The sequence below is a fragment of the Streptomyces nanhaiensis genome (assembly GCF_046614825.1).
Lineage (GTDB): Bacteria > Actinomycetota > Actinomycetes > Streptomycetales > Streptomycetaceae > Streptomyces > Streptomyces radiopugnans.
In genome coordinates this window covers 16,936-39,006 of record NZ_JBKJFM010000009.1, presented here as the reverse complement: position 1 = coordinate 39,006, position 22,071 = coordinate 16,936, and the positions used below count along the sequence as shown (strand labels likewise).

Below are 22,071 nucleotides of genomic sequence, written 5' to 3'. Positions count from 1 at the left end.
AGGTGATCGCAATGTGTCGGAAGCGGTCGGCCCGCGCCGTGCCGGGCACCGCCGACCGGGCACGTCCGGTCGCCGCGGCCCGCGCCGGCGGTCGGTTTCCCCCAATCCGCCTCGTCGGCCCCACCCCGGCCGTACGCTGATGGACGGCACCGGCCGCCGGGGGCCGGTGCGCATCAGGGGGCGGCACACGCCGGATGCGGCGCACGGGGGCCGGGTACGAGCAGGGCACGGCGGCGGCCGTGCGGCCCGTCCGGTACCCGCACCGGGCGCCGTGCCCGAGCGCGGGTGGGCCTTTCGGCGGCAGGGGGTGTGCGTGCAACGTATCCGGGTTCTCGTGGTGGACGACCACCGCATATTCGCCGAGTCGCTCGCCGCGGCACTCGCGGTGGAGCAGGACGTGGAGGTGGCCGCGGCCGGCAGCGGCCCCGCGGCGCTGCGCGCACTGGAACGGGCGGCGGCCGACGGCCGCCGCTTCGACGTCCTGCTGATCGACGCCGATCTGGGGGGCGCCCCTCCGGAGGCCGGCGAGACGCCGGTGCCGGACCAGGCCGCCGCCGACGCGCCGGCCGCGGCCGGCGGCATCGCCCTGGTCTCGCGGGTGCACAGAGACCACCCCGAGGTCCGCACCGTGGTGCTCGCCGAGTGCGACGACCCGCGCCGCGCGGCCGCCGCGCTCCAGGCGGGGGCGTCGGGCTGGGTCGCCAAGGACTGCTCGCTCTCCCGGCTGCTCCAGGTGGTCCGGGGGGTGCTGCGCGGCGAGACGCACCTGCCGCCCGCCCTGCTGACCGGGGTGCTGCGCGAGCTGACCGCGACGCGCAGACACCGCACCGAGAGCGAGCGGCTGGTGGAGTCGCTGACCCCGCGCGAGCACGAGGTGCTGCGCTGCATGGTGGCCGGGCTGGGGCGCAAGGCGGTCGCCGAGCGGCTGTACCTCTCCCCGCACACCGTCCGCACCCACATGCAGAACGTGCTGGGCAAGCTGGGGGTGCACTCCACCCTGGCCGCGGTCGCGCTGGCCCGCAAGGCGGGCGTCGGACCGGTGGACCTGGAGCACGTGACGACGTAGTCCCCCGTACCCGCGCCGGGCCCGTGTCACGGCTCCTGTCAGGGGACGTTGTCGAAGGGGGCGGTGAGCTGCCGCAGCAGCCCGGCCAGCTCCGCCCGCCGGCTGGAGGGGAGCTCGGCGAGGATGGCCCGCTCCTGCTCCAGCAGCCCGGCCAGGGCCCGGTCGGCCCGGTCGCGCCCTGCCTCCGTCAGCCGGACCAGGACGCCGCGCCGGTCGCTGGGGTCGGGCAGCCGCTCCACCAGCCCCTTCTTCGCCAGCCGGTCGATGCGGTTGGTCATGGTGCCGGAGGTGACCAGGGTCTGGGTCAGCAACTGTCCGGGGGAGAGCTGGTACGGGGCGCCGGCGCGGCGCAGCGCGGTCAGCACGTCGAACTCCCAGGGCTCCAGCCCGTGCTCGGCGAAGGCGATGCGGCGGGCCCGGTCGAGGTGGCGGGCGAGCCTGCTGACCCGGCTGAGCACCTCCAGGGGCTCCACATCGAGATCGGGGCGCTCGCGGCGCCACGCTGCCACCAGTCGGTCGACCTCGTCCTCCATACGGACAGTGTAGTAGTTCTGTCGATGTGAAGTCTCTTGACATCGAGATAACTCCGGCGGACCCTGCTGCCATGGAACCAGCCGACCCGCTCCGGCGTACCGGCGTCCCGCTGTGGGACCCCGCACAGTACCGCCGCCACACCGGCCACCGTCTGCGCCCGCTCCACGACCTGCTGGCCCGTGTCCCCCCTCTGCCCTCGCCCCGGCCCCGCATCGCCGACCTGGGCTGCGGCCCCGGCGACGCGACCGCGCTGCTGGCCGGGCACTGGCCCACGGCGGAGATCACCGGCTACGACCTGTCCGAGGCGATGCTCGCCGAGGCCCGCGCGCACGCCGGGCCCACCTCCGAGGGCGGCGCCGTGGACTTCGCCCGTGCCGACCTGGCCGCCTGGCGCCCCGGCGAACCGCACGACCTGATCGTCTCCAACGCGGCGCTGCACTGGTGCCCCGGACACATCACCCGGTTCCCCGACTGGATCGCGGCACTGCGCCCCACAGGCGTCCTGGCCTTCCAGGTCCCCGGCAACTTCACCGCTCCCGGGCACACCCTGCTCGCGGACCTGTGCGCATCACCTCGCTGGCGCGACCGCCTCGGAGCCGGGGCTCGCCGCGCCCCCGTGGCCGAGCCCGTCGAGTACGCCGAGGCGCTGGCGGCGCTCGGCTGTGAAACGGACGTATGGGAGACGACGTACGTGCACGTCCTCACCGGCGAGGACCCGGTGCTGGAGTGGGTGAAGGGCACCGCCCTGCGCCCCGTCCTCACCGCGCTCGAACCCGACCCGGCCGCACGCGAGGCGTTCCTCGCCGAGTACCGCGACCTGCTGCGCGAGGCCTACCCGCCGGGCCCGCACGGCACCCTCTTCCCGTTCCGCCGGATCTTCGCCGTCGCCCTCAGGCGCGCCTGAGGGCGCGAACACCCCCGCGAACACCCCCGCGAACACGCCCGGAACCCACTGGGCGGAACTTCTGGAGGAGACACCGTGATCGAGGCGCTCGACCACGTACAGCTCGCCGCTCCGCGCGGATCCGAGGAGGTCCTGCGCGCCTTCTACGCCGGACTGCTCGGTATGGCGGAGACCCCCAGGCCGCCCGCCCTCGCGGCCCGCGGCGGCTGCTGGTTCGAAGCCGGCTCCGTCCGGCTCCACCTCGGGATCGAGGACGGCTTCCGGCCCGCGCTCAAGGCCCACCCCGGCCTGCGGGTGGCGGACGTCGACACCCTGGCCGCCCGTCTGGCGGACGCCGGCCACCCGGTCGCCTGGGACGACTCCGTCCCCGGCGTGCGCCGCTTCCACAGCGCCGACCCCGTCGGCAACCGGCTGGAGTTCCTCCAGCCGCACGGGTGAGGAAAGCACGGAAGAGGAGGAGAGGAGGGGAGGAGGGGAGCCCGGGCGCCGGGCTCAGCTGCGGCGGTGGCCTATCAGGCGCGGCTTGGGCTCCAGGCCGTCCAGCCCGTGCCAGGCGAGGTTCACCAGATGGGCGGCCACCTCGGGCTTGTCGGGCTTGCGGGCGTTCAGCCACCACTGGCCCGTCAGGGCCACCATGCCCACCAGTGCCTGCGCGTACAGCGGCGCCAGCTTCGGGTCGAAGCCGCGCGCCTTGAACTCCAGGCCCAGGATGTCCTCCACCTGGGTGGCGATGTCGCTGATCAGCGAGGCGAAGTTGCCCGTCGACTGGGCCACCGGCGAGTCCCGCACCAGGATGCGGAACCCGTCGGTGTACTGCTCGATGTAGTCCAGCAGCGCGAACGCCGCCTGTTCCAGCAGCTCACGCGGATGACCGCCGGTCAGTGCCCCCGTCACCATGTCCAGCAGCCGCCGCATCTCCCGGTCGACCACGACCGCGTACAGCCCCTCCTTGCCGCCGAAGTGTTCGTAGACCACCGGCTTGGAGACCCCGGCCTTCGCCGCGATCTCCTCCACCGACGTGCCTTCGAAGCCGCGTTCGGCAAAGAGCGCGCGACCGATGTCCAGCAGTTGCTCGCGGCGCTCCTTCCCCGTCATCCGGCGGCGGGTCCGCCGGGTGGAGCCTGAGTGCCTGCCCTTGGTACTGCTGTCGTCGGTCGCCACTTCTCCATCATGCCGCTTCGGCGGCCTCCTCCCGGCGGCGGGCGTCGATCCGCTTCCGCGACGGCCAGCGCACGTCGTACGCCCAGCCGGCCTTCTCGAACCAGCGGATCAGCCGGGCGCTGGAGTCGATCTGCCCCTTCAGCACACCGTGCCGGGCGCAGGTCGGATCCGCGTGGTGCAGGTTGTGCCAGGACTCCCCGCAGGAGAGCACCGCCAGCCACCACACGTTGCCCGAGCGGTCACGCGACTTGAACGGGCGCTTGCCCACCGCGTGGCAGATGGAGTTGATCGACCAGGTGACGTGGTGCAGCAGCGCCACCCGCACCAGCGAGCCCCAGAAGAAGGCGGTCAGCGCGCCCTGCCAGCTCATCGTGGCCAGCCCGCCGACCACCGGCGGAACGGCCAGCGACACGGCCGTCCACAGCACGAACTGGCGGGAGATGCGGCGGATCACCGGGTCCTTGATCAGATCCGGGGCGTACTTGTGCTGCGGCGTCTGCTCCTCGTCGAACATCCAGCCCACATGGGCCCACCACAGGCCCTTGAGCAGGGCGGGGACCGTCTCGCCGTAGCGCCAGGGGGAGTGCGGGTCGCCCTCGGCGTCGGAGTACTTGTGGTGCTTGCGGTGGTCGGCGACCCACCGCACCAGCGGACCCTCCACGGCCATCGACCCGGCGACGGCCAGCGCGACGCGCAGGGGCTTCTTCGCCTTGAAGGCGCCGTGGGTGAAGTAGCGGTGGAAGCCGATGGTGATGCCGTGGCAGCCCAGGAAGTACATGCCGACCAGCAGCCCGAGGTCCAGCCAGCTCACCCCCCAGCCCCAGGCGAGCGGGACCGCGGCCACCAGGGCGACGAAGGGAACGGTGATGAACAGCAGCAGGGTGATCTGCTCTACGGAACGGCGCTGCTCGCCGCCGAGCGTGGCCGAGGGGAGCGGTTCCCCGGACGCCGCGGCGGACTTCGCCGTGTCTTCGGGGTTCTCGGAGTTCGTGCGAAGCACGTCCGGACTGATCGTCATAGATTGCTCTCGTTTGAAGCTGAGGGACGGGGGTCGCGTTACTTACGGTTCCGTAACCTACGCAATCGTAAGTATGGCAGCCGTGGGTGTGGGGGCAAGAGGGCCGCATGGTGGACTGGATGATCCACGCGCTCCCGGGGCGGCCTATCCTGGGGGTCGTCGGACAACGCGGTCCGTGACCTGCCAGAAGCATCGCCGCAAGGAGCCGCACCTGTGAGCAGTGCCGACACCTCCCCGAACCCGGTTGGCAAGAACCCTTCCCCGGCCGGGGAGGTCCCCACGGCGGGCCGTCCGAGTACCCCGGACGCCCGAAACGAACCCAGCGCCCCCGAAGCCCCGCTGGAGGCCTCCGCCGAGGCCCGTGCCGAGACCAGCGCGGCCCTGCGGGCCGACATCCGCAGGCTGGGCGATCTCCTCGGCGAGACGCTCGTCCGCCAGGAGGGCGCCGAGCTGCTGGAGCTCGTCGAGCGCGTACGCGCCCTGACCAGGACCGACGGCGAGGCCGCCGCCGCCCTGCTCAGCCGTACCGACCTCGCGACGGCCACCAAGCTCGTGAGGGCCTTCTCGACCTACTTCCACCTCGCCAACATCACCGAGCAGGTCCACCGCGGCCGCGAACTGCGCGCCCGGCGGGCCGCCGAGGGCGGAAACCTCGCCCGCACCGCGGACATGCTCAAGGACGCCGACCCCGCCCACCTGCGGGAGACCGCGGCGAACCTCGGCGTGCGCCCGGTCTTCACCGCCCACCCCACCGAGGCCGCCCGCCGGTCGGTGCTCACCAAGCTCCGCAAGGTCGCCGAGCTGCTGGAGAACACCGACCCCAACGAGCGCCGCCGCACCGACCTGCGGCTCGCCGAGAACATCGACCTGATCTGGCAGACCGACGAGCTGCGCGTGGCCCGCCCCGAGCCGGCCGACGAGGCGCGCAACGCCGTCTACTACCTCGACGAACTGCACCGCGACGCCGTCGGCGACGTCCTGGAGGACCTCGCCGCCGAGCTGGAGCGCGCCGGAGCCCCGCTCCCGCCCGCCTCCCGCCCGCTGACCTTCGGCACCTGGATCGGCGGCGACCGCGACGGCAACCCCAACGTCACCCCCGCCGTCACCTGGGAGGTGCTGCTGCTCCAGCACGAGCACGGCATCACCGACGCCCTGGAGCACATCGACGAGCTGCGCGCCGCCCTGTCCAACTCCATCCGGATCAGCGGCGTCACCGAGGAACTGCGGGAATCCCTGGAGCGCGACCTCGAACTCCTGCCGGAGATCAGCCCCCGCTACAAGCGGCTCAACGCCGAGGAGCCCTACCGGCTCAAGGTCACCTGCATCCGGCAGAAGCTGCTCAACACCCGCGAGCGCCTGGCCGAGGGCGACCCGCACGTGCCCGGCCGCGACTACCTGGGCACCGGCGAACTCCTGGCCGACCTGGAGCTGGTCCAGAACTCCCTGCGCGAGCACCGCGGCTCGCTGATCGCCGACGGCCACCTGGAGCGCGTGATGCGCACCCTGGGCGCCTTCGGCCTCCAGCTGGCCACCATGGACGTGCGCGAGCACGCCGACGCGCACCACCACGCCCTCGGGCAGCTCTTCGACCGGCTCGGCGAGGAGTCCTGGCGCTACGCCGACATGCCGCGCGACTACCGCCGGCGGCTGCTCGCCAAGGAACTGCGCTCCCGCCGCCCGCTGGCCCCGCAGCCCGCGCCGCTGGACGCCGCCGGGGCCAAGACCTTCGGCGTCTTCGAGACCGTCCGCAGGGCGCTGGACACCTTCGGCCCCGAGGTCATCGAGTCCTACATCATCTCCATGTGCCAGGGCGCCGACGACGTCTTCGCCGTCGCCGTCCTCGCGCGCGAGGCGGGCCTGATCGACCTGCACGCCGGCTGGGCCCGCATCGGCGTGGTGCCGCTGCTGGAGACCACCGACGAGCTGCGCATCGCCGACGAGCTGCTGGACTCGATGCTCTCCGACCCCTCCTACCGGCGTCTGGTCGCCCTGCGCGGCGACGTCCAGGAGGTCATGCTCGGCTACTCCGACTCCTCGAAGTTCGGCGGCATCACCACCTCCCAGTGGGAGATCCACCGGGCCCAGCGGCGGCTGCGCGACGTCGCCCACCGCCACGGGGTGCGGCTGCGCCTGTTCCACGGCCGCGGCGGCACCGTCGGCCGCGGCGGCGGCCCCACCCACGACGCGATCCTCGCCCAGCCCTGGGGCACCCTGGAGGGCGAGATCAAGGTCACCGAGCAGGGCGAGGTCATCTCCGACAAGTACCTCATCCCCTCCCTGGCCCGCGAGAACCTGGAGCAGACGGTGGCCGCCACCCTCCAGGCGTCCGCCCTGCACACCGCGCCCCGCCAGTCCGACGAGGCGCTGGCCCGCTGGGACGCGGCGATGGACACCGTCTCCGAGGCCGCGCACAGCGCCTACCGCGCGCTGGTGGAGGACCCGGACCTGCCCGCGTACTTCTTCGCCTCCACCCCCGTGGACCAGCTCGCCGACCTCTACCTCGGCTCCCGCCCCTCGCGCCGCCCCGACTCAGGGGCCGGCCTGGACGGACTGCGGGCGATCCCGTGGGTGTTCGGCTGGACGCAGTCGCGGCAGATCGTGCCCGGCTGGTTCGGCGTCGGCACCGGGCTGAAGGCCGCGCGCGAGGCCGGGCTCGACAGCGTGCTGGACGAGGCGTACGAGCGCTGGCACTTCTTCCGCAACTTCCTGTCCAACGTCGAGATGACGCTGGCCAAGACCGACCTGCGGACCGCCCGGCACTACGTGGAGACGCTGGTGCCGGCCGAGCTGCGGCACATCTTCGCCACCATCGAGGCCGAGCACGAACTGACGGTGCGCGAGGTGCTGCGGATCACCGGCGAGCGGGAACTGCTGGACGCGCAGCCGGTGCTCAAGCAGACCTTCGCCATCCGCGACGCCTACCTGGACCCGATCTCCTACCTCCAGGTCACGCTCCTGGCGCGGCAGCGCGAGGCCGCCGAGCGCGGCGAGGAGCCCGATCCGCTGCTGGGCCGCGCCCTGCTGCTGACGGTCAACGGCGTCGCCGCGGGCCTGCGCAACACCGGCTGACGCGTGCCCCGGCCCCGGCGGGTGCCCGCCGGGGCCGGGGCACGCGCGTGAGCGGACACCCGAACGGCGATGGGCCCCTCTCCCACCCGGGAGAGGGGCCCATCGCCCTGTCCGCGACCGTGCGCGGTGCGCTCGGGGATCAGCCCTGGGTGGCCTTGCGGCGGCGCATCACCAGGTACGAGCCCGCGCCCAGCAGCGCCGCGGCGGCCGCCGCGAGCGCCGCGACGGGGGCCTCGGAACCGGTCTCGGCCAGGTTGCCGCCGTCGCCCGTCGAAGCGCCCGGCTCCTCGCCGCCGGCGACGCCCTCGGTGGCCTCACCGGTCGAGCCCTCACCGGTGGAGCCTTCGCCGGTGGAGCCCTCGGTGCCGCCGGTGGTCTCCTCGCCGCCCGCGGCGCCCTCGGTGGACTCACCGGAAGTGCCCTCGGAGGTGCCCTCGGTGCTGCCGCCGGTGGTCTCCTCCGAGCCGCCGGTGGTGCCCTCGGTGGTCTCACCGGTGGAGCCGCCCGAGGTCTCGCCGGACTCGCAGTCCACCTTGAAGACCTTGTGCTTGGGGGCGCCCTTCTTGCCTTCGAAGGTCCAGTACAGCTTGTACTGCCCGTCGGGCAGGGTCATGTCCTCGGTACGGCCGTGGCCCTCACCGTCGAGGGTGATGTCGCCCTCCAGAGAGGGCTCCTCGGGGGAGTGCGGGTGCTCGTAGATCTTCCAGGAGACTTCCTGGACCGCGTCGAACTGGAAGGCGTCGAGGTAGAACTCGCACACCTTCGGGTTGTTCCGCTTGTCGTACTCGGCATCGGTCACGGCGTCGTGGATCTTGACCGTACCGTTGTCGCCCTTGGTTGCGGGCGAGATGGCGTGCGAGGTGGGGGCCAGGAGCAGACAGGCCGCTGCGGCCGCCGTCACCACAGACGCCGGAGAGAGAATGCGCATGAACTACCACCTTCGGTGGCGGGGGACATCTTGGACGTGTGGGGAGTGAGGGGGGTGGGCGTAGCCTTTCCCGCCGTACGGAACCGGTCAAGCGCGATGCGCCACCTCTGGCCCCATGTATCGCGCTTGTCCCGAAGGCCTCGTGTAACAATCAGATCAATCTCAAGATCGAAAAGATTGAAACGGGCAGACGCCGGAAGGCGCCGCTCACAGCAGCGCGAACGCCGCCCCCATCAGCGCGAGCCCCGACAGCCCCGTCCCCCACGCGGTGCGCCGCATGCCCAGGCCGCCCGCGATCACCGGCGAGGCCAGCACCAGCGCGCCCGCCAGCGGCAGCCACGCGTACAGCACGCCGGCGGTACCGGTGCGCACCGCCTCGGCCCTGGCGGTCCCGTCCGGCCCGTCCGATCCCTCCCGGCCGGGCCACAGCGCCACCGGGAGCCGCTCACCGGCCTCGTACGACACCGGCGCCTCGACGGCGACCTCCGCCCGCGCGCCCTCGCCGCCCTCCGGCGCGAACGGCCCCGTGCACGTCCACCCGTCGCACTCGGCGACGGTCATCGTGCCGCGCACCGCCCCGCGGTCGGCCACCGCCTGCCGCGTCCCGTCGAGTGAGACCCACACACCGGCCATCAGCAGCACCGCCGCGACCGCGCCCATCAGCGCCGCCCTCGCCAGCAGCAGCAGGCCGTACGCGCTCTCGCCGGCCCGGCGCACCCGGCTGCGTCCGGCGGAGGTGCCCAGGAACCCAGGAGACATGGCGGGATCCTGGGGCACCGGGAAGCGGACGGTCAACCTCCGTGCGCCCCCGGAGTGCGCCCCGGGCCCCGCTGCTCGGTGCGGCTCGGTGCGGCCCGGGCGCGGCTCAGGAGTTGTACGTGCCCTGCGCCCGCTCCAGGCCGTCCACCACCAGGCACTCCACGGCGTCCGCGGCGCGGTCCACGAAGTAGTCGAGCTCCTTGCGCTCGGTGGAGGAGAAGTCCTTCAGCACGAAGTCGGCCACCGGCATCCGGCCCGGCGGGCGGCCGATGCCGAAGCGCACCCGGTGGTAGCCGGGACCGAGCGACTTGGTGATCGACTTCAGCCCGTTGTGGCCGTTGTCGCCGCCGCCCTTCTTCAGCCGCAGCACCCCGTAGTCGATGTCCAACTCGTCGTGGACGACGACCAGATGCTCCGCGGGCACCTTGTAGAAGTCGCGCAGCGCGGTGACGGGGCCGCCCGAGAGGTTCATGTACGACATCGGCTTGGCCAGCACCACCCGGCGGCTCCCGGCGCCCGGAGCGCCCAGCCGGCCCTCCAGCACCTGGGCCCGGGAGCGGTGCGTCCTGAACTTCCCCCCGATCCGCCCGGCCAGCAGGTCGGCGACCATGAAGCCCACGTTGTGCCGGTTCGCCGCGTACTCCGGGCCGGGGTTGCCCAGGCCCACCACCAGCCAGGGGGCGTCGGCGTCGCTCATCGTCGTCCTCTCCTACAGCGGACCTACAGGGGGAAGAACCACGGCCGCCGGCCCGCGCCCACGGCGCGGGCCGGCGGCCGGAGAAAGGGGGGTGAGCCCGCGGATCACTCCGCGGCGGTCTCGCCCTCGGTGGCCTCGCCCTCCGCGGGCGCCTCGGCCTGCGCGGCCAGCACGTTGAGGACGACGGTGTCCTCCTCGACGGCCAGCGAGGAGCCCTTGGGCAGCGGGATGTCCTTGGCCAGGACGGAGTCGCCGGCGGTCAGACCCTCGATGGAGACGGTCACGGCCTCCGGGATGTGGGTGGCCTCGGCCTCGACCGGCAGCGTGTTCAGCACGTGCTCCAGCAGGTTCGCACCCGGGGCCAGCTCGCCCTCGGTGTGGACCGGGATCTCCACGGTGACCTGCTCGCCGCGCTTGACCACCAGCAGGTCGATGTGGACCAGGAAGCCGCGGATGGCCTCGCGCTGCACGGCCTTGGGGATCACCAGCTCCTGGCGGCCCTCGACGTCCAGCGTGATCAGCACGTTCGAGGTCTTCAGGGCCATCATCAGGTCGTAGCCGGGAAGGGCCACGTGGACCGGCTCGGTGCCGTGCCCGTAGATGACACCGGGAACCTTGTCCTCGCGGCGGAGCCTGCGGGACGCGCCCTTGCCGAACTCCTTGCGGACCTCGGCGGAGATCTTGACGTCAGCCATGACGCACTCCTCGTCTCTCAAGTCGGTTCTGTGGCGGTTGCCAGAGCTACTCGGCCACGACTGACCTGCTGCGAAGAGCGCGTCGATAACGGATCACCGTGCCACCGCGGGCACGGCTCCCTCGCCGAGCAACTCCACGAGTCTACCGCCCCGCGAAAGCGGCAGCGGACACGGCGGGGGCGCCGTACCCGGGCCCGTGCCCGGGTACGGCGCCCCCGCCGAACCGTTACGCCTGCTCGTCGAAGAGGCTCGTCACCGAGCCGTCCTCGAACACCTCGCGCACCGCGCGGGCGATCGTCGGCGCCATCGACAGCACCTTGATCTTGTCGACGTCCACCTCGCTCGGCGTCGGCAGGGTGTTGGTGAAGATGAACTCGCTCACCTTGGAGTTCTTCAGCCGGTCCGCCGCCGGGCCGGACAGCACACCGTGCGTCGCCGCCACGATCACGTCCTCGGCGCCGTTGGCGAACAGCGCGTCGGCCGCGGCGCAGATCGTGCCGCCGGTGTCGACCATGTCGTCCACCAGCACGCACACCCGGCCCCGCACGTCGCCGACGACCTCGTGGACGGTCACCTGGTTCGCCACGTCCGGGTCGCGGCGCTTGTGCACGATCGCCAGCGGCGCGCCCAGCCGGTCGCACCAGCGGTCGGCGACCCGCACCCGGCCCGCGTCCGGCGAGACCACCGTCAGCTTGGAGCGGTCCACCTTGCCGCCCACGTAGTCCGTCAGCACCGGCAGCGCGAACAGGTGGTCCACGGGACCGTCGAAGAAGCCCTGGATCTGGTCGGTGTGCAGATCGACGGTGAGGATCCGGTCCGCGCCGGCCGTCTTGAGCAGGTCGGCGATCAGCCGCGCCGAGATCGGCTCACGGCCGCGGTGCTTCTTGTCCTGCCGCGCGTAGCCGTAGAACGGCACGATCACGGTGATGCTCCGGGCCGAGGCCCGCTTGAGCGCGTCCACCATGATCAGCTGCTCCATGATCCACTTGTTGATCGGAGCGGTGTGGCTCTGCATCAGGAAGCAGTCGGCGCCACGGGCGGACTCCTGGAAGCGCACGTAGATCTCGCCGTTGGCGAAGTCGAACGCCTTCGTCGGGACCACGCTGACACCGAGATGCCCCGCGACCTCCTCCGCCAGACTGGGGTGGGCGCGGCCGGAGAAGAACATCATTTTCTTCTGGCCGGTCGTCTTGATCCCGGTCACAACACAATCTCCTTGCGAGCATCGATTCGTCGGGGCGCACCACGGTGTGCGCTTCTCACGGTACGCCCTGGTCGGGGCGCCTCCGCCGGGTCATCCCCCGGTCACGGGGCCGTCGCCGCCCTCCTCCGCGGCGGCCTGGGCCGCCCGCGCGGCCGCGCTCCCGGGGCGCTTACGGGCCACCCAGCCCGCGATGTTGCGCTGCTGGCCGCGCGCGACGGCCAGCGAACCGGGCGGCACATCCTTGGTGATCACGGACCCGGCGGCGGTGTACGCCCCGTCCCCGACCGTGACGGGAGCCACAAACATGTTGTCCGACCCCGTCCGGCAGTGCGAGCCGATCGTGGTGTGGTGCTTGTTCACCCCGTCGTAGTTCACGAACACGCTCGCGGCGCCGATGTTCGAGTGCTCGCCGATCGTGGCGTCGCCCACGTACGACAGATGCGGCACCTTCGTGCCCTCGCCCACCTCGGCGTTCTTCATCTCCACGTACGTGCCGGCCTTCGACCTCGGCCCCAGCCGCGTCCCGGGCCGCAGATACGCGTACGGGCCCACCGAAGCGCCCGGGCCGATCTCCGCCGAGTCCGTCACCGCGTTGGACACCACCGCGCCCTCGCCGACGACGGTGTCCGCCAGCCGGCAGTTCGGCCCGACCTCGCAGCCCGCGCCCAGGCGCGTGGACCCCAGCAGCTGCGTACCCGGATGCACCAGCGCGTCCGGCTCGTACGTCACCGTCACGTCCAGCCACGTCGTCGCAGGGTCCACCACCGTCACCCCGGCCAGCATCGCCCGCTCCAGCAGCCGTTCGTTCAGCAGCCTGCGCGCCTCGGCGAGCTGCACCCGGTTGTTGATCCCGACGATCTCCCGGTGGTCGCCCGCCACACAGGCGCCCACCCGGTGCCCCTGGGCGCGCAGGATCCCCAGCACGTCGGTCAGGTACTCCTCGCCCTGGCTGTTGTCCGTGCCGATCCGGCCCAGGGCCTCCGCGAGCAGCCGCCCGTCGAACGCGAAGACCCCCGAGTTGATCTCCCGGACCGCCCGCTGCTCCTCGGTGGCGTCCTTGTGCTCCACGATCGCCGTCACCGCGCCGTCCTCGGAGCGCACGATCCGCCCGTAACCGGTCGCGTCCGGCACCTCGGCCGACAGCACCGTCACCGCGTTGCCCTGCCCGGCGTGCGCCGCGGCCAGGTCCGACAGCGTCTCGCCGGTCAGCAGCGGGGTGTCGCCGCAGACGACCACCACCGTCCCCGCGGGCCGCACCCCGTCGGCCGCCAGCGCCTGGAGCGCCGTGCGCACCGCGTGCCCGGTGCCCCGCTGCTCGGCCTGCACCGCCGTGCGCGCCTTCGCGTCCAGCGCCGCCAGATGCTCGGTGACCTGCTCGCGGCCGTGGCCGACGACCACCACCAGCTCCTCGGGATCCAGCTCGCGGGCGGCCGCCACCACATGACCCACGAGCGACCGCCCGCAGATGTCGTGCAGGACCTTGGGCCTGGCGGACTTCATGCGGGTGCCCTCACCCGCTGCGAGGACGACGACGGCTGCCGGGCGGTTGGCGCTCACGGGTGTGCCCTTCGGCTTCGGGACGGAACTTCGGACGTCTTGTGGACGGATGGCGGGACGGGCTGCCGGACCGACACGGAACCCGCCCGGGGGACCACTCCCGCACACCCGGCGGCCACCGCCGGTTCACGGGAGGGACCGCGGCGGAACCGCGCGGGAAGGTGTGGTGTCCTCCGCAGGATACCGGGGGGAGCCGGTCATTCCGGCGGTGCCCCCTGGCCCGGCACCGTCGCGCCGCCCGTCGCGCCGCCCGTGCCGCCGCCCGTACCGCCGGGGTCCTCCGTGCCGCCGCGCCCGCCCGTGCCCCCGGCGCCGTCCGTGCCGTCAGTGCCGTCCGTGCCGTCCGGGTCTTCCGGGGTGCCCGGGGCGTCCACACCGCCCGGACCGCGCCCGGTGATCGCCGCCAGACTCGCGCGCACATGCGCCATGTGCTGCCGCACCGCCTCCCGCCGCTGCTCGTGCGCACGCACGATCCGCTCCGTCTCCCGCTCCACGCGCTCCCGCCGCAGCCGCGCCCGGGCCAGCAGCTCCGCCGCCCGCTCCTCGGCCTCCGCCTGGAGCCGCCGCGCGTCCTCCTCCGCCCCGGCGGCCTCCCGCCGCGCCCGCTCCAGAACCGCCTCGCCCCGCGCGGACAGTTCGGCGACCCGCTCCGCCACCGCCGACTCGCGCCCGGCCAGCTCCGCCTCCCGCGCCTCGGTCTCCTCGGCCTGCTTCCTCTCCTGACCCAGCAGCAGTGCCTCGCACCGCTCGGCCATCTCCCGCAGCTCGCGCTCGCCCGCGCCCCGCAGCTCGTCGGCCTCCGCGCGCGCCTTCGCCAACAGCTCCCCGGCGCGCTCCCGCGCCCGCCCGAGCAGCGCCTCCGCCTCCGCGTCCGCCTCCGCCCGCACCCGGGCCGCACCACCGCGCGCCGCCTCCCGCCGCGCCCGGCCCTCCTCCTGGGCCCGCTCCAGTACCCGGCGCGACTCCTCCCGCACCCGCGCCCGCAACTCCCCGGCCTCGGCCTCCGCCTCGGACAGGATCAGCACGGCCCGCTCACCCAGCGCCTCGAACGTCTGCGGGGGCAGCGCGGCGACCACCCCGCGCAGCCGGTCCGCCTCCACCTCCAGCTCCCCGGCCAGCAGCCCCAGCCGGGCCAGGCGCTCCCGCGCCTCCTCCAGATCCCCGTACAACCCGCTGGTGAAGCGGTCGACCTGCTCGGGCCGGTAACCGCGGCCCCGTACGACGGCGAAGCCGTGAGGTGACCTGGACGCAGACGACGCAGACATCGTGAACCCCAACCTCGACACAATCCGGCGGATATCCCACCCAGCATGCGCCATGGGACCCCACGCGCCGCAACCGACACAAACCCCGCGAACACCCGCGGAAGCGTGATCCTCCCGGCGCGCCCCCTCGACCGGAGGAACGGCCGTGCCCGGCCCCCGCCGAGCGGAGACCGGGCACGGACACACCGGGAACGGCCGGGCGCGACGGCTACAGCAGGCCGTCCCACATCTGCTCGAGCAGCACCGACCACCAGTTCTCCGGACCGGCCGGCGCCGCCGGGTCCAGACACGCCAGCATCCCCTGGAAGTCCACCGTCCAGCGGCCCGCCTGCTCCGGCGTCAGCCCGTACCGCAGCCGCCACATCCGGCCCAGCAGCGCCAGGCACCGCACGAACTCCGGCAGGCCGCTGTTGACGAACTGCACCGCCGCCGGCCCGCCCCCCGGCGGAGCCTCCAGCGGCACCGCCACGATGTGCGCCGTGCCGTACTGCACACACAACTGGCGCCCGTAGTCGTTGCCCATCACCAGATACGAGGCCGCGTCCGCCGCGGGCACCACCCCGCGCTCCTGCGCCAGCTCCGCCAGCGTCGGCACCGGACGCCCCGGCTGCGCCTGCGCCCAGAAGAACGGGCCGAACTCCACCGGCAGACCCGCCCACATCAGCGTCTGCGCCACCACGTCCGGCACCCCCTGCCGGGAGACCGCACGCTGGTCGAAACGGAACACCGCCTGCGGGCCGAACGCCTGCGCCAGCTCCTGCGCCACGCCCTCCGGCCCGGCCGGCGGCGCCGGCCGGAGCAGATGCGGCGGCGGCAGCGGCACCCGGACCGGCGCCGGACGTGCCGGACCGTCGGCCACCTGGTGCAACTCGCCCTGGTGCTCTATCAGATGACGCACACCCTGCTGGCGGGAGGCCGCATCGCGCCCGTACGGCGCGGTGTGGCTGATCCGCACCTGCGGCCAGGACTCCCGCACCATCCGCGCGCAGTAACCACCGGGAACGTCGCAGCACTCCAGCTCCGTGTGCAGCTCCAGCACCTGCTGCGGCGGAACGTTCATCGCCCGCAGCTCGTGCAGGATCTGCCACTCCGGATGCGGAGTGCCCGGCGCCGAACGGCGGATCAGCTGCTGCTCGGAACCGTCGGGCGCGCGGTAGCGCAGCACCGCCATGTAACCGGGCCCGACCATCGGCACACCGGAGGGCTGCTGCGGATAGCCGTACGACGGCGCACCGGGAGGAACCCCCGGCACCCCCGGCGCACCGGGCGGCGGCGGGGTCCCCGGGCCGCCGGGGCCCGCCAGCATCGTCGCCGCGTGGTGCACCCCGCCCGGCGGAGTCCGCGGCGGCAGGTCCCGAGCCTGCCCCTGCGACGGCCGGCCAGGGTCCCGCCCGGCACCCTGCGGATCCTGCGGGCCGCCGACCGCCGGGGCCACCGTCGTCCTCGGCAGCGCGCCGCTCTCCGGCAGCAGCGCCGTCTTCGCCTCCGCGCTCGCCCCGGGCGCCTGACCCGGCCCGCCGTCCTCGTCGTCACTCCCGCTGATCGGCGGCGCGAACACCGTCACCGGCGGCCGCACCGAGGCCGCATCGCCCCCGCTGCCGCTGGTGTCCGCCGCATCCCACGGCGAACCGGAAGCGGAGCCGGAACCGGAAGCCGCCGCCGCAGGAGGCGTTGGAGCGGGCGTGGGAGCGGACGCGGACGCCGGGGCGGGCTCCGGCGCCGACGGCACCGGACCGCCCGACGACCGGCCCGGACCGTCCGAACCCCCCGAACCGGAGGCCTCACGGCGGCCCGGAATCCCCAACTGGTCCGCCGCCTCCTGCAACCACTCCGGCGGCGTCAGCAGGAACGACGTCGCCTCCAGATCCACCCGCCGCGGCGGAGCCGCCGGCGCCGGCGCGGCCGACGCCCCGTACTCCTCCTCGTACCGCCGGATCACCTCGCCCACCGGCAAAGCCGGCCACAGCGTCGACTCACCGCTGTCCCGCGCGATCACCAGCCGCTGCCGGCCACCACCCGACGACGGGCCGTCCGCACCGGGGGCACCACCCGGGCTCCCCGAACCCGGGGGGCCCTCCGCCCACGCCACGAAACCCAGATCGAACTCCCGCACCCGCACCTCACGGTGCTGGTACACCGGAACACCGCCGTTGACCCAGCGCTCCGCGCGCTCCTGCGCCTGCGCGAACGTCACCATCGAGCCTCACCCCTCCACCGGAACGGCACGCGCGAACCCGCCGTCCACCATCAGGCCGGCCACGGTCTCCAACTCCGGCGGATTACCCGCCAGCCGCAGCAGGAAGTCGTCGAAATCCGCACCGCACGGCAGCAGAAGCCCCGCCACCCGCTCCTGCACCGTCAGCCCGTCCCGGTCCCGCGCGTCGTCGTACGCGCAGAACCACACCGAACCCGGCGCCTCACCGCGCACCTTCACCGCGACGATCCCGCCCTGCACGAAGGCCACGGCCAGGTAGTCCTTCGTCAGATGGTCGCGCAGACACTTGTTCACGTACACCAGGTCGTTGACCGCCGCCTCCTCGCGCACCGTGAAGAACGGCTGGTCCACCAGCAGCCCCGACTCCGCGTCCAGCGCCACCCCCGCCGGCGCGCAACCACCAGCCGCCTTCAGGAACGACCGGTACGCCTCCGGCAGCCGGTATCCCAGGGCCTCCTCCACGTCCAGCACCTGCTCCTCGGACACCGCCACACCGTGCGGCACCTCGAAGTGCACCGGACGCGTCTCCTGCAACGGCCGCGTCCCCCGCTTCCCGTGGTCCACCACAGCCGTCGCCAGACCACCGTGGTGCCGCAGCAGCGCCTTCACCTCCACCGGCACCAACTCCAGCCGGCGGCCGCCCGCCACGTGATGCCACGTCCAGCCGTGCGGAGTCGCCACCGGCGGCAACTCCGCCCACAACTCGTGCCCCTCCGCGTGCAGCGCCGCGTTCGCCGACACGTAGTCCGTCAACCGCAACTCGTCCGCGCCGAAACCCTCCGGCGGCTCCGCGATCTCCACCGCCGCACGCGCGAACGGCGAGAAATCCGGATAACCCCGCTCGTCCACCCGCACACCGTCCGGATACCGGGCGGCCCGCACCGGATCCGGAAAACGCACGACCTGCCCGGCATAGGCCGCGTTCGGCGGCGCGGACCCCTCCCCGGGACGAGAACCGGGAGAGACCCCCAACCCAGGCCTACCTGTCGTCATGGCGGTGCCCCCTGCTGGCAACTGGCTCACGGGCGCCGATGGGCGCTGACGAGCACAGCCTATGCGCTACCCCCGCCACCGGTCCCGCCCCGCCCGGCCACCCCGCCACACCCCCGCCCGGCCACCCCGGAGACCAGCCCGCCACCCCGGCACGGCACACTCGCACCACGGCCCACCGGGCCGGGACACGCCACACGACATGCCCCGAAACCGACCCCGCTTTCCCAAAAGCCCAGGCGTTTGGCACTCTGAACCAACGCCATCGGGGGGATGCGCGGGGAGGAAACCCAACCATGCACGCCACACAACACAACACCGCCGAACACCCCGGAGACCCCCGCATCGGCTGGGGCGCGCCCGACGACACCACCCCCGTCCCGCGCCACCGCCGCGACGGCATCATGCCCACCGTCGCCGCCGCCCTCTCCGTACGCGGCCAGACCCTCACCTGCACCGCCGGCAAGGCCGACAACCCCCCGGCCCTCCACCCCCTCGTACAGGACTACCTCGACACCCTCACCACCCCGCAACGCGAACGCCACACCGGACGCTGCCCCGAGGCCGTCCTCATCTCCCGCCACCTCACCACCACCGAAGCCACCCGCGGCAAACGCGCCGGCCGCAAACCCCTCAGCACCGGCGAGGCCCGCAAAGCCCTCAAAGGCGCCAAGATCACCACCCGCCGCATCCGCGAGGACGGCGACCCCGCACACGGCACCTACGCACCCCCCTGCCGCTCCTGCACAGCCCTCCTCGCACACTTCGGCGTACGCCCCGTCGACCCCGCAGGAGAACGGTGAACACCCCCATCCCCCACCCCCGCGACACCACCACCCGCTTCCCCGTCCCCGTCGACGCCGCCCTCCGCAACGCCGGCTGGACACCCGGACGCCACCACATCGCACAGGCCGAGATCTGGGCCGACACCCTCCGGGCACACCGCTCACCCACCGGACACCAGCACGCAGTCTTCCCCGCAGCCGTCGAAGCCTGGGCCGAATTCGGCGGACTCCACATCGCGGGCACCGAGCCCGGCCGCCACATCGCCCCCACCGCCGTCCGCATCGACCCCCTGTACGGCCTCCACTGGCCCCGCACCCTCAACGACCTCGGACGCGCCCTCGACACCGCCATCGCACCCCTCGGCGAAGAGGACAACGGCAACGCCCTCCTCGCCATCGACGAACAGGGCCGCGTCTACAGCATCGACCACACCGGCGACTGGTACCTCGGCCCCACCATCGACGCCGCACTCACCACCCTCGTCACCGGCACCAACCCCAAACGCCTCACCCGCGATCCGGAATGACCGCCGACACCCGGAAACCCCCCGCCTCCGTCGGCCCCGACACGAACCCCCCGCCCAGCGCCGCCACCCGCTCACGCATCCCCACCAGGCCGTTGCCCCCACTGGGCAGCCCCGCACCCCGCACACCCTCCACCGGCGCCTCGTTCTCCACCAGCACCGCCACCTCACCCGCACGACGCGCCAACCGCACCCGCGTACGCGCACCGGCCGCATGCTTGTGCACGTTCGTCAACGCCTCCTGAACCACCCGGTACGCCGTCTGCTCGACCCGCCGCGCATACGAACGCACCTCCCCCTCCACCGCCAGCTCCACCGGCATCCCCGCCGCCCGCGACTGCCCCACCAGCGCGTCCAGCTCACGCAGACACGGCCCACCGGACTCCTCCGAGCCCCCCGCCGGGCCGCCCTCCGCGTCCTCCGCCGGATCCCGGCCCGCGGCCGCCGCGGCCACCTCCGCGACCTCCGCGACCCGGGCCAGCGGACGCTCCGCCCCCGCAGCCCCCGCCGACACGCCCCCGGCACCTGCGCGGACCCCGCGGACTTCCCCTCGTGCGCCCGCAGCACACCCAGCATCGTCCGCAACTCCGTCAGCGCCTGCCGCCCCATGTCCCCGATCAGCGCCGCGTTCCGCGACGCCTTCTCCGGATCCTTCCGCGCCACCGCCTGCAACGCCGCCGCGTGCACCACCATCAGACTCACCCGGTGCGCCACCACGTCGTGCATCTCCCGCGCGATCCGCGTCCGCTCCTCGTTGCGCGCCCACTCCGCACGCTCCTCCGCACGGTCCGCCAGCAGCGACAACTCGCGCTCCAGACCGTCCGCACGCTCCCGCAGACTCTCCACCAGCCGCCGCCGCGCACCCACGTACAGCCCAAGCAGCACCGGCGGCGCCGTCACACCCACCGACATCAGCACCGACACCAGCGGAACGAACCACACCGGCGGGTCGTAGCCGTAGTCGTCCCGCCCCACGTTCCGCTGGAGCTCCATGGCCGAGACGACCAGCGTCCCCAGCCCCTGCATACCGGCCAGCAGACCGATGATCCGCCGCGGCACCTCCGACGCCGCCAGCGTGTACAGCCCCACCGTCCCCAGCAGGAAACCCATCTGCGCGGGTGTGACCGCGATGGCCACCAGCACCACCGCGATCGGCCACCGGCGCCGCAGCACCAAGGCCAACCCCGCCAGCGCACCCAGAGCCACCGACAACCCCACCGGAACGCCCGCGTCACGCGCGAACGGAACCCCCTGCGCCGCACACTCCGCACCCGACGCCAGTGCCAGCCCCACGTCCAGCACCGCACTCCGGCGCCGCGTCCACCACAACGGCCCCCGAGGCGCATCACCCTGGTCACGGGCTCCGACGCTTTCCCCCGTCTCGGTCATACCGCCCAGCCTACGACCGCCAGCCAGCGGTTTTCGGGGCGGCTCCGCCCGCGGAAAACCGTGTGCGTGCCGGTATGCGCGGTGATGAAGAAGCTATTTTTCACCCGAACCACTGAATCATCCGGATTTTCGAACCGCGCACGCTTTCGCGGGTCCAGGCTGGCGTCATGGTTCGAGCCAAGAAGGAGATGAAGGAGCGCGCCCGCGCCCTGCGCCGCGCGGGCCGCACATACGACGAGATCGTGGCGGAGCTGGGGGTGTCGAAGAGCTCGGTGTCGTTGTGGGCGCGGGATCTGCCGAGGCCGCAACGAAGGGTGGAACACGCTCGCATGATGGCGGAGGCGCGATGGGCCCCCCACCGGCGTGCCGTGGCGATCAGGCGTCAGCAGACGAAGCTGGCAGCGGCCAACGAGATCCACCCCATGACCGACCGGGAACTGTTCATGGTCGGAGTGGGGCTCTACTGGGCCGAGGGCTCGAAGAGCAAGCCGCACCGGGTGCAGGAGACGGTCGTCTTCGTCAACAGCGATCCGTCGATGATCGAGGTCTACCTCGCGTGGCTCGCGCTACTCGGAGTGGAACCCGAGCGGCTGCGCTTCCACGTCATGATCCACGAGTCGGCGGATGTGGCGGCGGCCGAACGTTACTGGGCTGATCTCGTCGGCGTGGACGTCGCCGCGCTGGGCAAGACCACGCTCAAGAAACACAACCCCAAGACGGTGCGCAAGAACACCGGTGAGGACTACAGAGGGTGCTGTGTGGTCAGGGTTCGTGGCGGGGCGGACCTGTACCGTCGCATCGAGGGCTGGTGGTACGGCATAGTGGTGGAGGCCAGTCGGCGGTCCGAGCGAGTGTCCGGTTTGGCCTGAGTTGCCATCCCCTGTGGTGTAATCGGCAACACTATCCACTTTGGATGGATCATTCCAGGTTCGAGTCCTGGCGGGGGAGCTCAAGGTTCGAGTGAAGGGCCCCGACCCACCGGTCGGGGCCCTTCGCCGTATGCGCGAGCGGCCCGTCGACCCCGCGCCGGGTTGAGGTTGACGTAGGGGTAAAGGGCATCCTCGGGGCCGATTCCCCTAGGGGGTGGTACCCCCTTCCTCCTACCCGCGGTTCGTCCCCTGGCAGGACGAGGGCGGGCGGATCGCTCCCTAGGCTGCTTGATGCAGGGGGCGCCGCACAGGCGGGGGTGGTGCCGGCCCCCGTACGGATACGGCACCGCGCACCATCGCGGCGCCGTCCCGTGCACGGCAGGCTCTTCGCGTAATCCAGATCCAGACCAGGTCAGTTCAGTGCCGTCCAGCGCCGGCCGGC

At 73.0% G+C, this 22,071-nt stretch carries 19 protein-coding genes, 1 tRNA gene and 1 pseudogene; 8 read left to right on the top strand and 13 right to left on the bottom strand.

Translation table 11 applies throughout. From position 1 onward, the window contains the following. Positions 1-313 precede the first annotated feature (313 nt). Entirely contained in the window at positions 314-1,066 is a 753-nt protein-coding gene (locus ACLIYP_RS04915; protein ID WP_412711903.1) for a response regulator transcription factor, read from the top strand. 38 nt (positions 1,067-1,104) lie between these two features. Here ACLIYP_RS04915 and ACLIYP_RS04910 read toward each other — a convergent pair whose 3' ends face one another. Then, positions 1,105-1,599 carry a MarR family winged helix-turn-helix transcriptional regulator gene (locus ACLIYP_RS04910; protein ID WP_101258685.1) on the bottom strand — a complete coding sequence of 165 codons (495 nt, stop codon included), beginning with the start codon at positions 1,597-1,599 and terminating at the stop codon, positions 1,105-1,107. Between the two features lie 71 nt (positions 1,600-1,670). On the opposite strand from ACLIYP_RS04910, the gene ACLIYP_RS04905 reads away from it, so the two are divergent. Both ACLIYP_RS04905 and ACLIYP_RS04900 read left to right on the top strand, forming a co-directional pair. Continuing rightward, on the top strand, positions 1,671-2,504 hold the full coding sequence (locus ACLIYP_RS04905) for a trans-aconitate 2-methyltransferase (protein WP_412711902.1): 834 nt from the start codon (positions 1,671-1,673) through the stop codon (positions 2,502-2,504). Positions 2,505-2,579: 75 nt separating this feature from the next. Continuing rightward, on the top strand, positions 2,580-2,942 hold the full coding sequence (locus tag ACLIYP_RS04900) for a VOC family protein (RefSeq protein WP_412711901.1): 363 nt from the start codon (positions 2,580-2,582) through the stop codon (positions 2,940-2,942). A 54-nt stretch (positions 2,943-2,996) separates the two neighbouring features. Here the strand turns inward: ACLIYP_RS04900 and ACLIYP_RS04895 are convergent, their stop codons facing one another. Both ACLIYP_RS04895 and ACLIYP_RS04890 read right to left on the bottom strand, forming a co-directional pair. Beyond that, positions 2,997-3,665 carry a TetR family transcriptional regulator gene (locus tag ACLIYP_RS04895; RefSeq protein WP_412711900.1) on the bottom strand — a complete coding sequence of 223 codons (669 nt, stop codon included), beginning with the start codon at positions 3,663-3,665 and terminating at the stop codon, positions 2,997-2,999. Between the two features lie 7 nt (positions 3,666-3,672). Next, positions 3,673-4,683 (bottom strand): acyl-CoA desaturase, encoded by a 1,011-nt coding sequence (locus ACLIYP_RS04890; RefSeq protein ID WP_412711899.1) that lies wholly within the window; start codon positions 4,681-4,683, stop codon positions 3,673-3,675. Between the two features lie 339 nt (positions 4,684-5,022). On the opposite strand from ACLIYP_RS04890, the gene ppc reads away from it, so the two are divergent. Continuing rightward, positions 5,023-7,752 carry a phosphoenolpyruvate carboxylase gene (gene ppc / locus ACLIYP_RS04885; RefSeq protein WP_412711928.1) on the top strand — a complete coding sequence of 910 codons (2,730 nt, stop codon included), beginning with the start codon at positions 5,023-5,025 and terminating at the stop codon, positions 7,750-7,752. A gap of 139 nt (positions 7,753-7,891) precedes the next feature. Here the strand turns inward: ppc and ACLIYP_RS04880 are convergent, their stop codons facing one another. The 9 genes from ACLIYP_RS04880 to ACLIYP_RS04840 all read right to left on the bottom strand — a co-directional run bounded on the left by ACLIYP_RS04880 (position 7,892) and on the right by ACLIYP_RS04840 (position 18,065). Then, the gene (locus ACLIYP_RS04880; protein ID WP_412711898.1) at positions 7,892-8,680 is read right to left on the bottom strand and encodes an LPXTG cell wall anchor domain-containing protein; all 789 of its coding nucleotides are present in this window, start codon (positions 8,678-8,680) and stop codon (positions 7,892-7,894) included. 207 nt (positions 8,681-8,887) lie between these two features. After that, positions 8,888-9,439 (bottom strand): hypothetical protein, encoded by a 552-nt coding sequence (locus ACLIYP_RS04875; RefSeq protein WP_412711897.1) that lies wholly within the window; start codon positions 9,437-9,439, stop codon positions 8,888-8,890. Positions 9,440-9,545: 106 nt separating this feature from the next. Next, the gene (gene pth / locus ACLIYP_RS04870) at positions 9,546-10,136 is read right to left on the bottom strand and encodes an aminoacyl-tRNA hydrolase (RefSeq protein ID WP_412711896.1); all 591 of its coding nucleotides are present in this window, start codon (positions 10,134-10,136) and stop codon (positions 9,546-9,548) included. 104 nt (positions 10,137-10,240) lie between these two features. Further along, positions 10,241-10,831, bottom strand: coding sequence for a 50S ribosomal protein L25/general stress protein Ctc (locus ACLIYP_RS04865; RefSeq protein WP_412711895.1), 591 nt, complete (start codon positions 10,829-10,831; stop codon positions 10,241-10,243). Positions 10,832-11,057: 226 nt separating this feature from the next. Next, entirely contained in the window at positions 11,058-12,035 is a 978-nt protein-coding gene (locus ACLIYP_RS04860; RefSeq protein WP_093660882.1) for a ribose-phosphate diphosphokinase, read from the bottom strand. A 90-nt stretch (positions 12,036-12,125) separates the two neighbouring features. Then, entirely contained in the window at positions 12,126-13,592 is a 1,467-nt protein-coding gene (gene glmU / locus ACLIYP_RS04855; protein WP_412711894.1) for a bifunctional UDP-N-acetylglucosamine diphosphorylase/glucosamine-1-phosphate N-acetyltransferase GlmU, read from the bottom strand. 197 nt (positions 13,593-13,789) lie between these two features. After that, positions 13,790-14,857 carry a coiled-coil domain-containing protein gene (locus ACLIYP_RS04850; protein ID WP_412711893.1) on the bottom strand — a complete coding sequence of 356 codons (1,068 nt, stop codon included), beginning with the start codon at positions 14,855-14,857 and terminating at the stop codon, positions 13,790-13,792. Between the two features lie 208 nt (positions 14,858-15,065). After that, positions 15,066-17,054: an SUKH-4 family immunity protein gene (locus tag ACLIYP_RS04845; RefSeq protein WP_412711892.1), complete on the bottom strand. Its 1,989-nt coding sequence runs from the start codon at positions 17,052-17,054 to the stop codon at positions 15,066-15,068. Positions 17,055-17,060: 6 nt separating this feature from the next. Continuing rightward, entirely contained in the window at positions 17,061-18,065 is a 1,005-nt protein-coding gene (locus ACLIYP_RS04840; protein ID WP_412711891.1) for an SMI1/KNR4 family protein, read from the bottom strand. A gap of 293 nt (positions 18,066-18,358) precedes the next feature. On the opposite strand from ACLIYP_RS04840, the gene ACLIYP_RS04835 reads away from it, so the two are divergent. Continuing rightward, a complete protein-coding gene (locus tag ACLIYP_RS04835) occupies positions 18,359-18,865 on the top strand; it encodes a YwqJ-related putative deaminase (RefSeq protein WP_412711890.1) in 507 nt (168 codons plus the stop codon). After that, positions 18,862-19,374 carry an SUKH-3 domain-containing protein gene (locus ACLIYP_RS04830; protein WP_412711889.1) on the top strand — a complete coding sequence of 171 codons (513 nt, stop codon included), beginning with the start codon at positions 18,862-18,864 and terminating at the stop codon, positions 19,372-19,374. The genes ACLIYP_RS04835 and ACLIYP_RS04830 overlap by 4 nt, the downstream gene beginning before the upstream one ends. Here the strand turns inward: ACLIYP_RS04830 and ACLIYP_RS04825 are convergent. Next, positions 19,355-20,760, bottom strand: a pseudogene (locus ACLIYP_RS04825) (sensor histidine kinase). The gene ACLIYP_RS04830 and the pseudogene ACLIYP_RS04825 overlap by 20 nt on opposite strands. A 167-nt stretch (positions 20,761-20,927) precedes the next feature. Between ACLIYP_RS04825 and ACLIYP_RS04820 the strand changes: the two are divergent. Then, on the top strand, positions 20,928-21,629 hold the full coding sequence (locus ACLIYP_RS04820) for a hypothetical protein (RefSeq protein WP_412711888.1): 702 nt from the start codon (positions 20,928-20,930) through the stop codon (positions 21,627-21,629). 7 nt (positions 21,630-21,636) lie between these two features. Then, positions 21,637-21,708, top strand: a tRNA-Gln gene (locus ACLIYP_RS04815). Positions 21,709-22,071 lie beyond the last annotated feature (363 nt).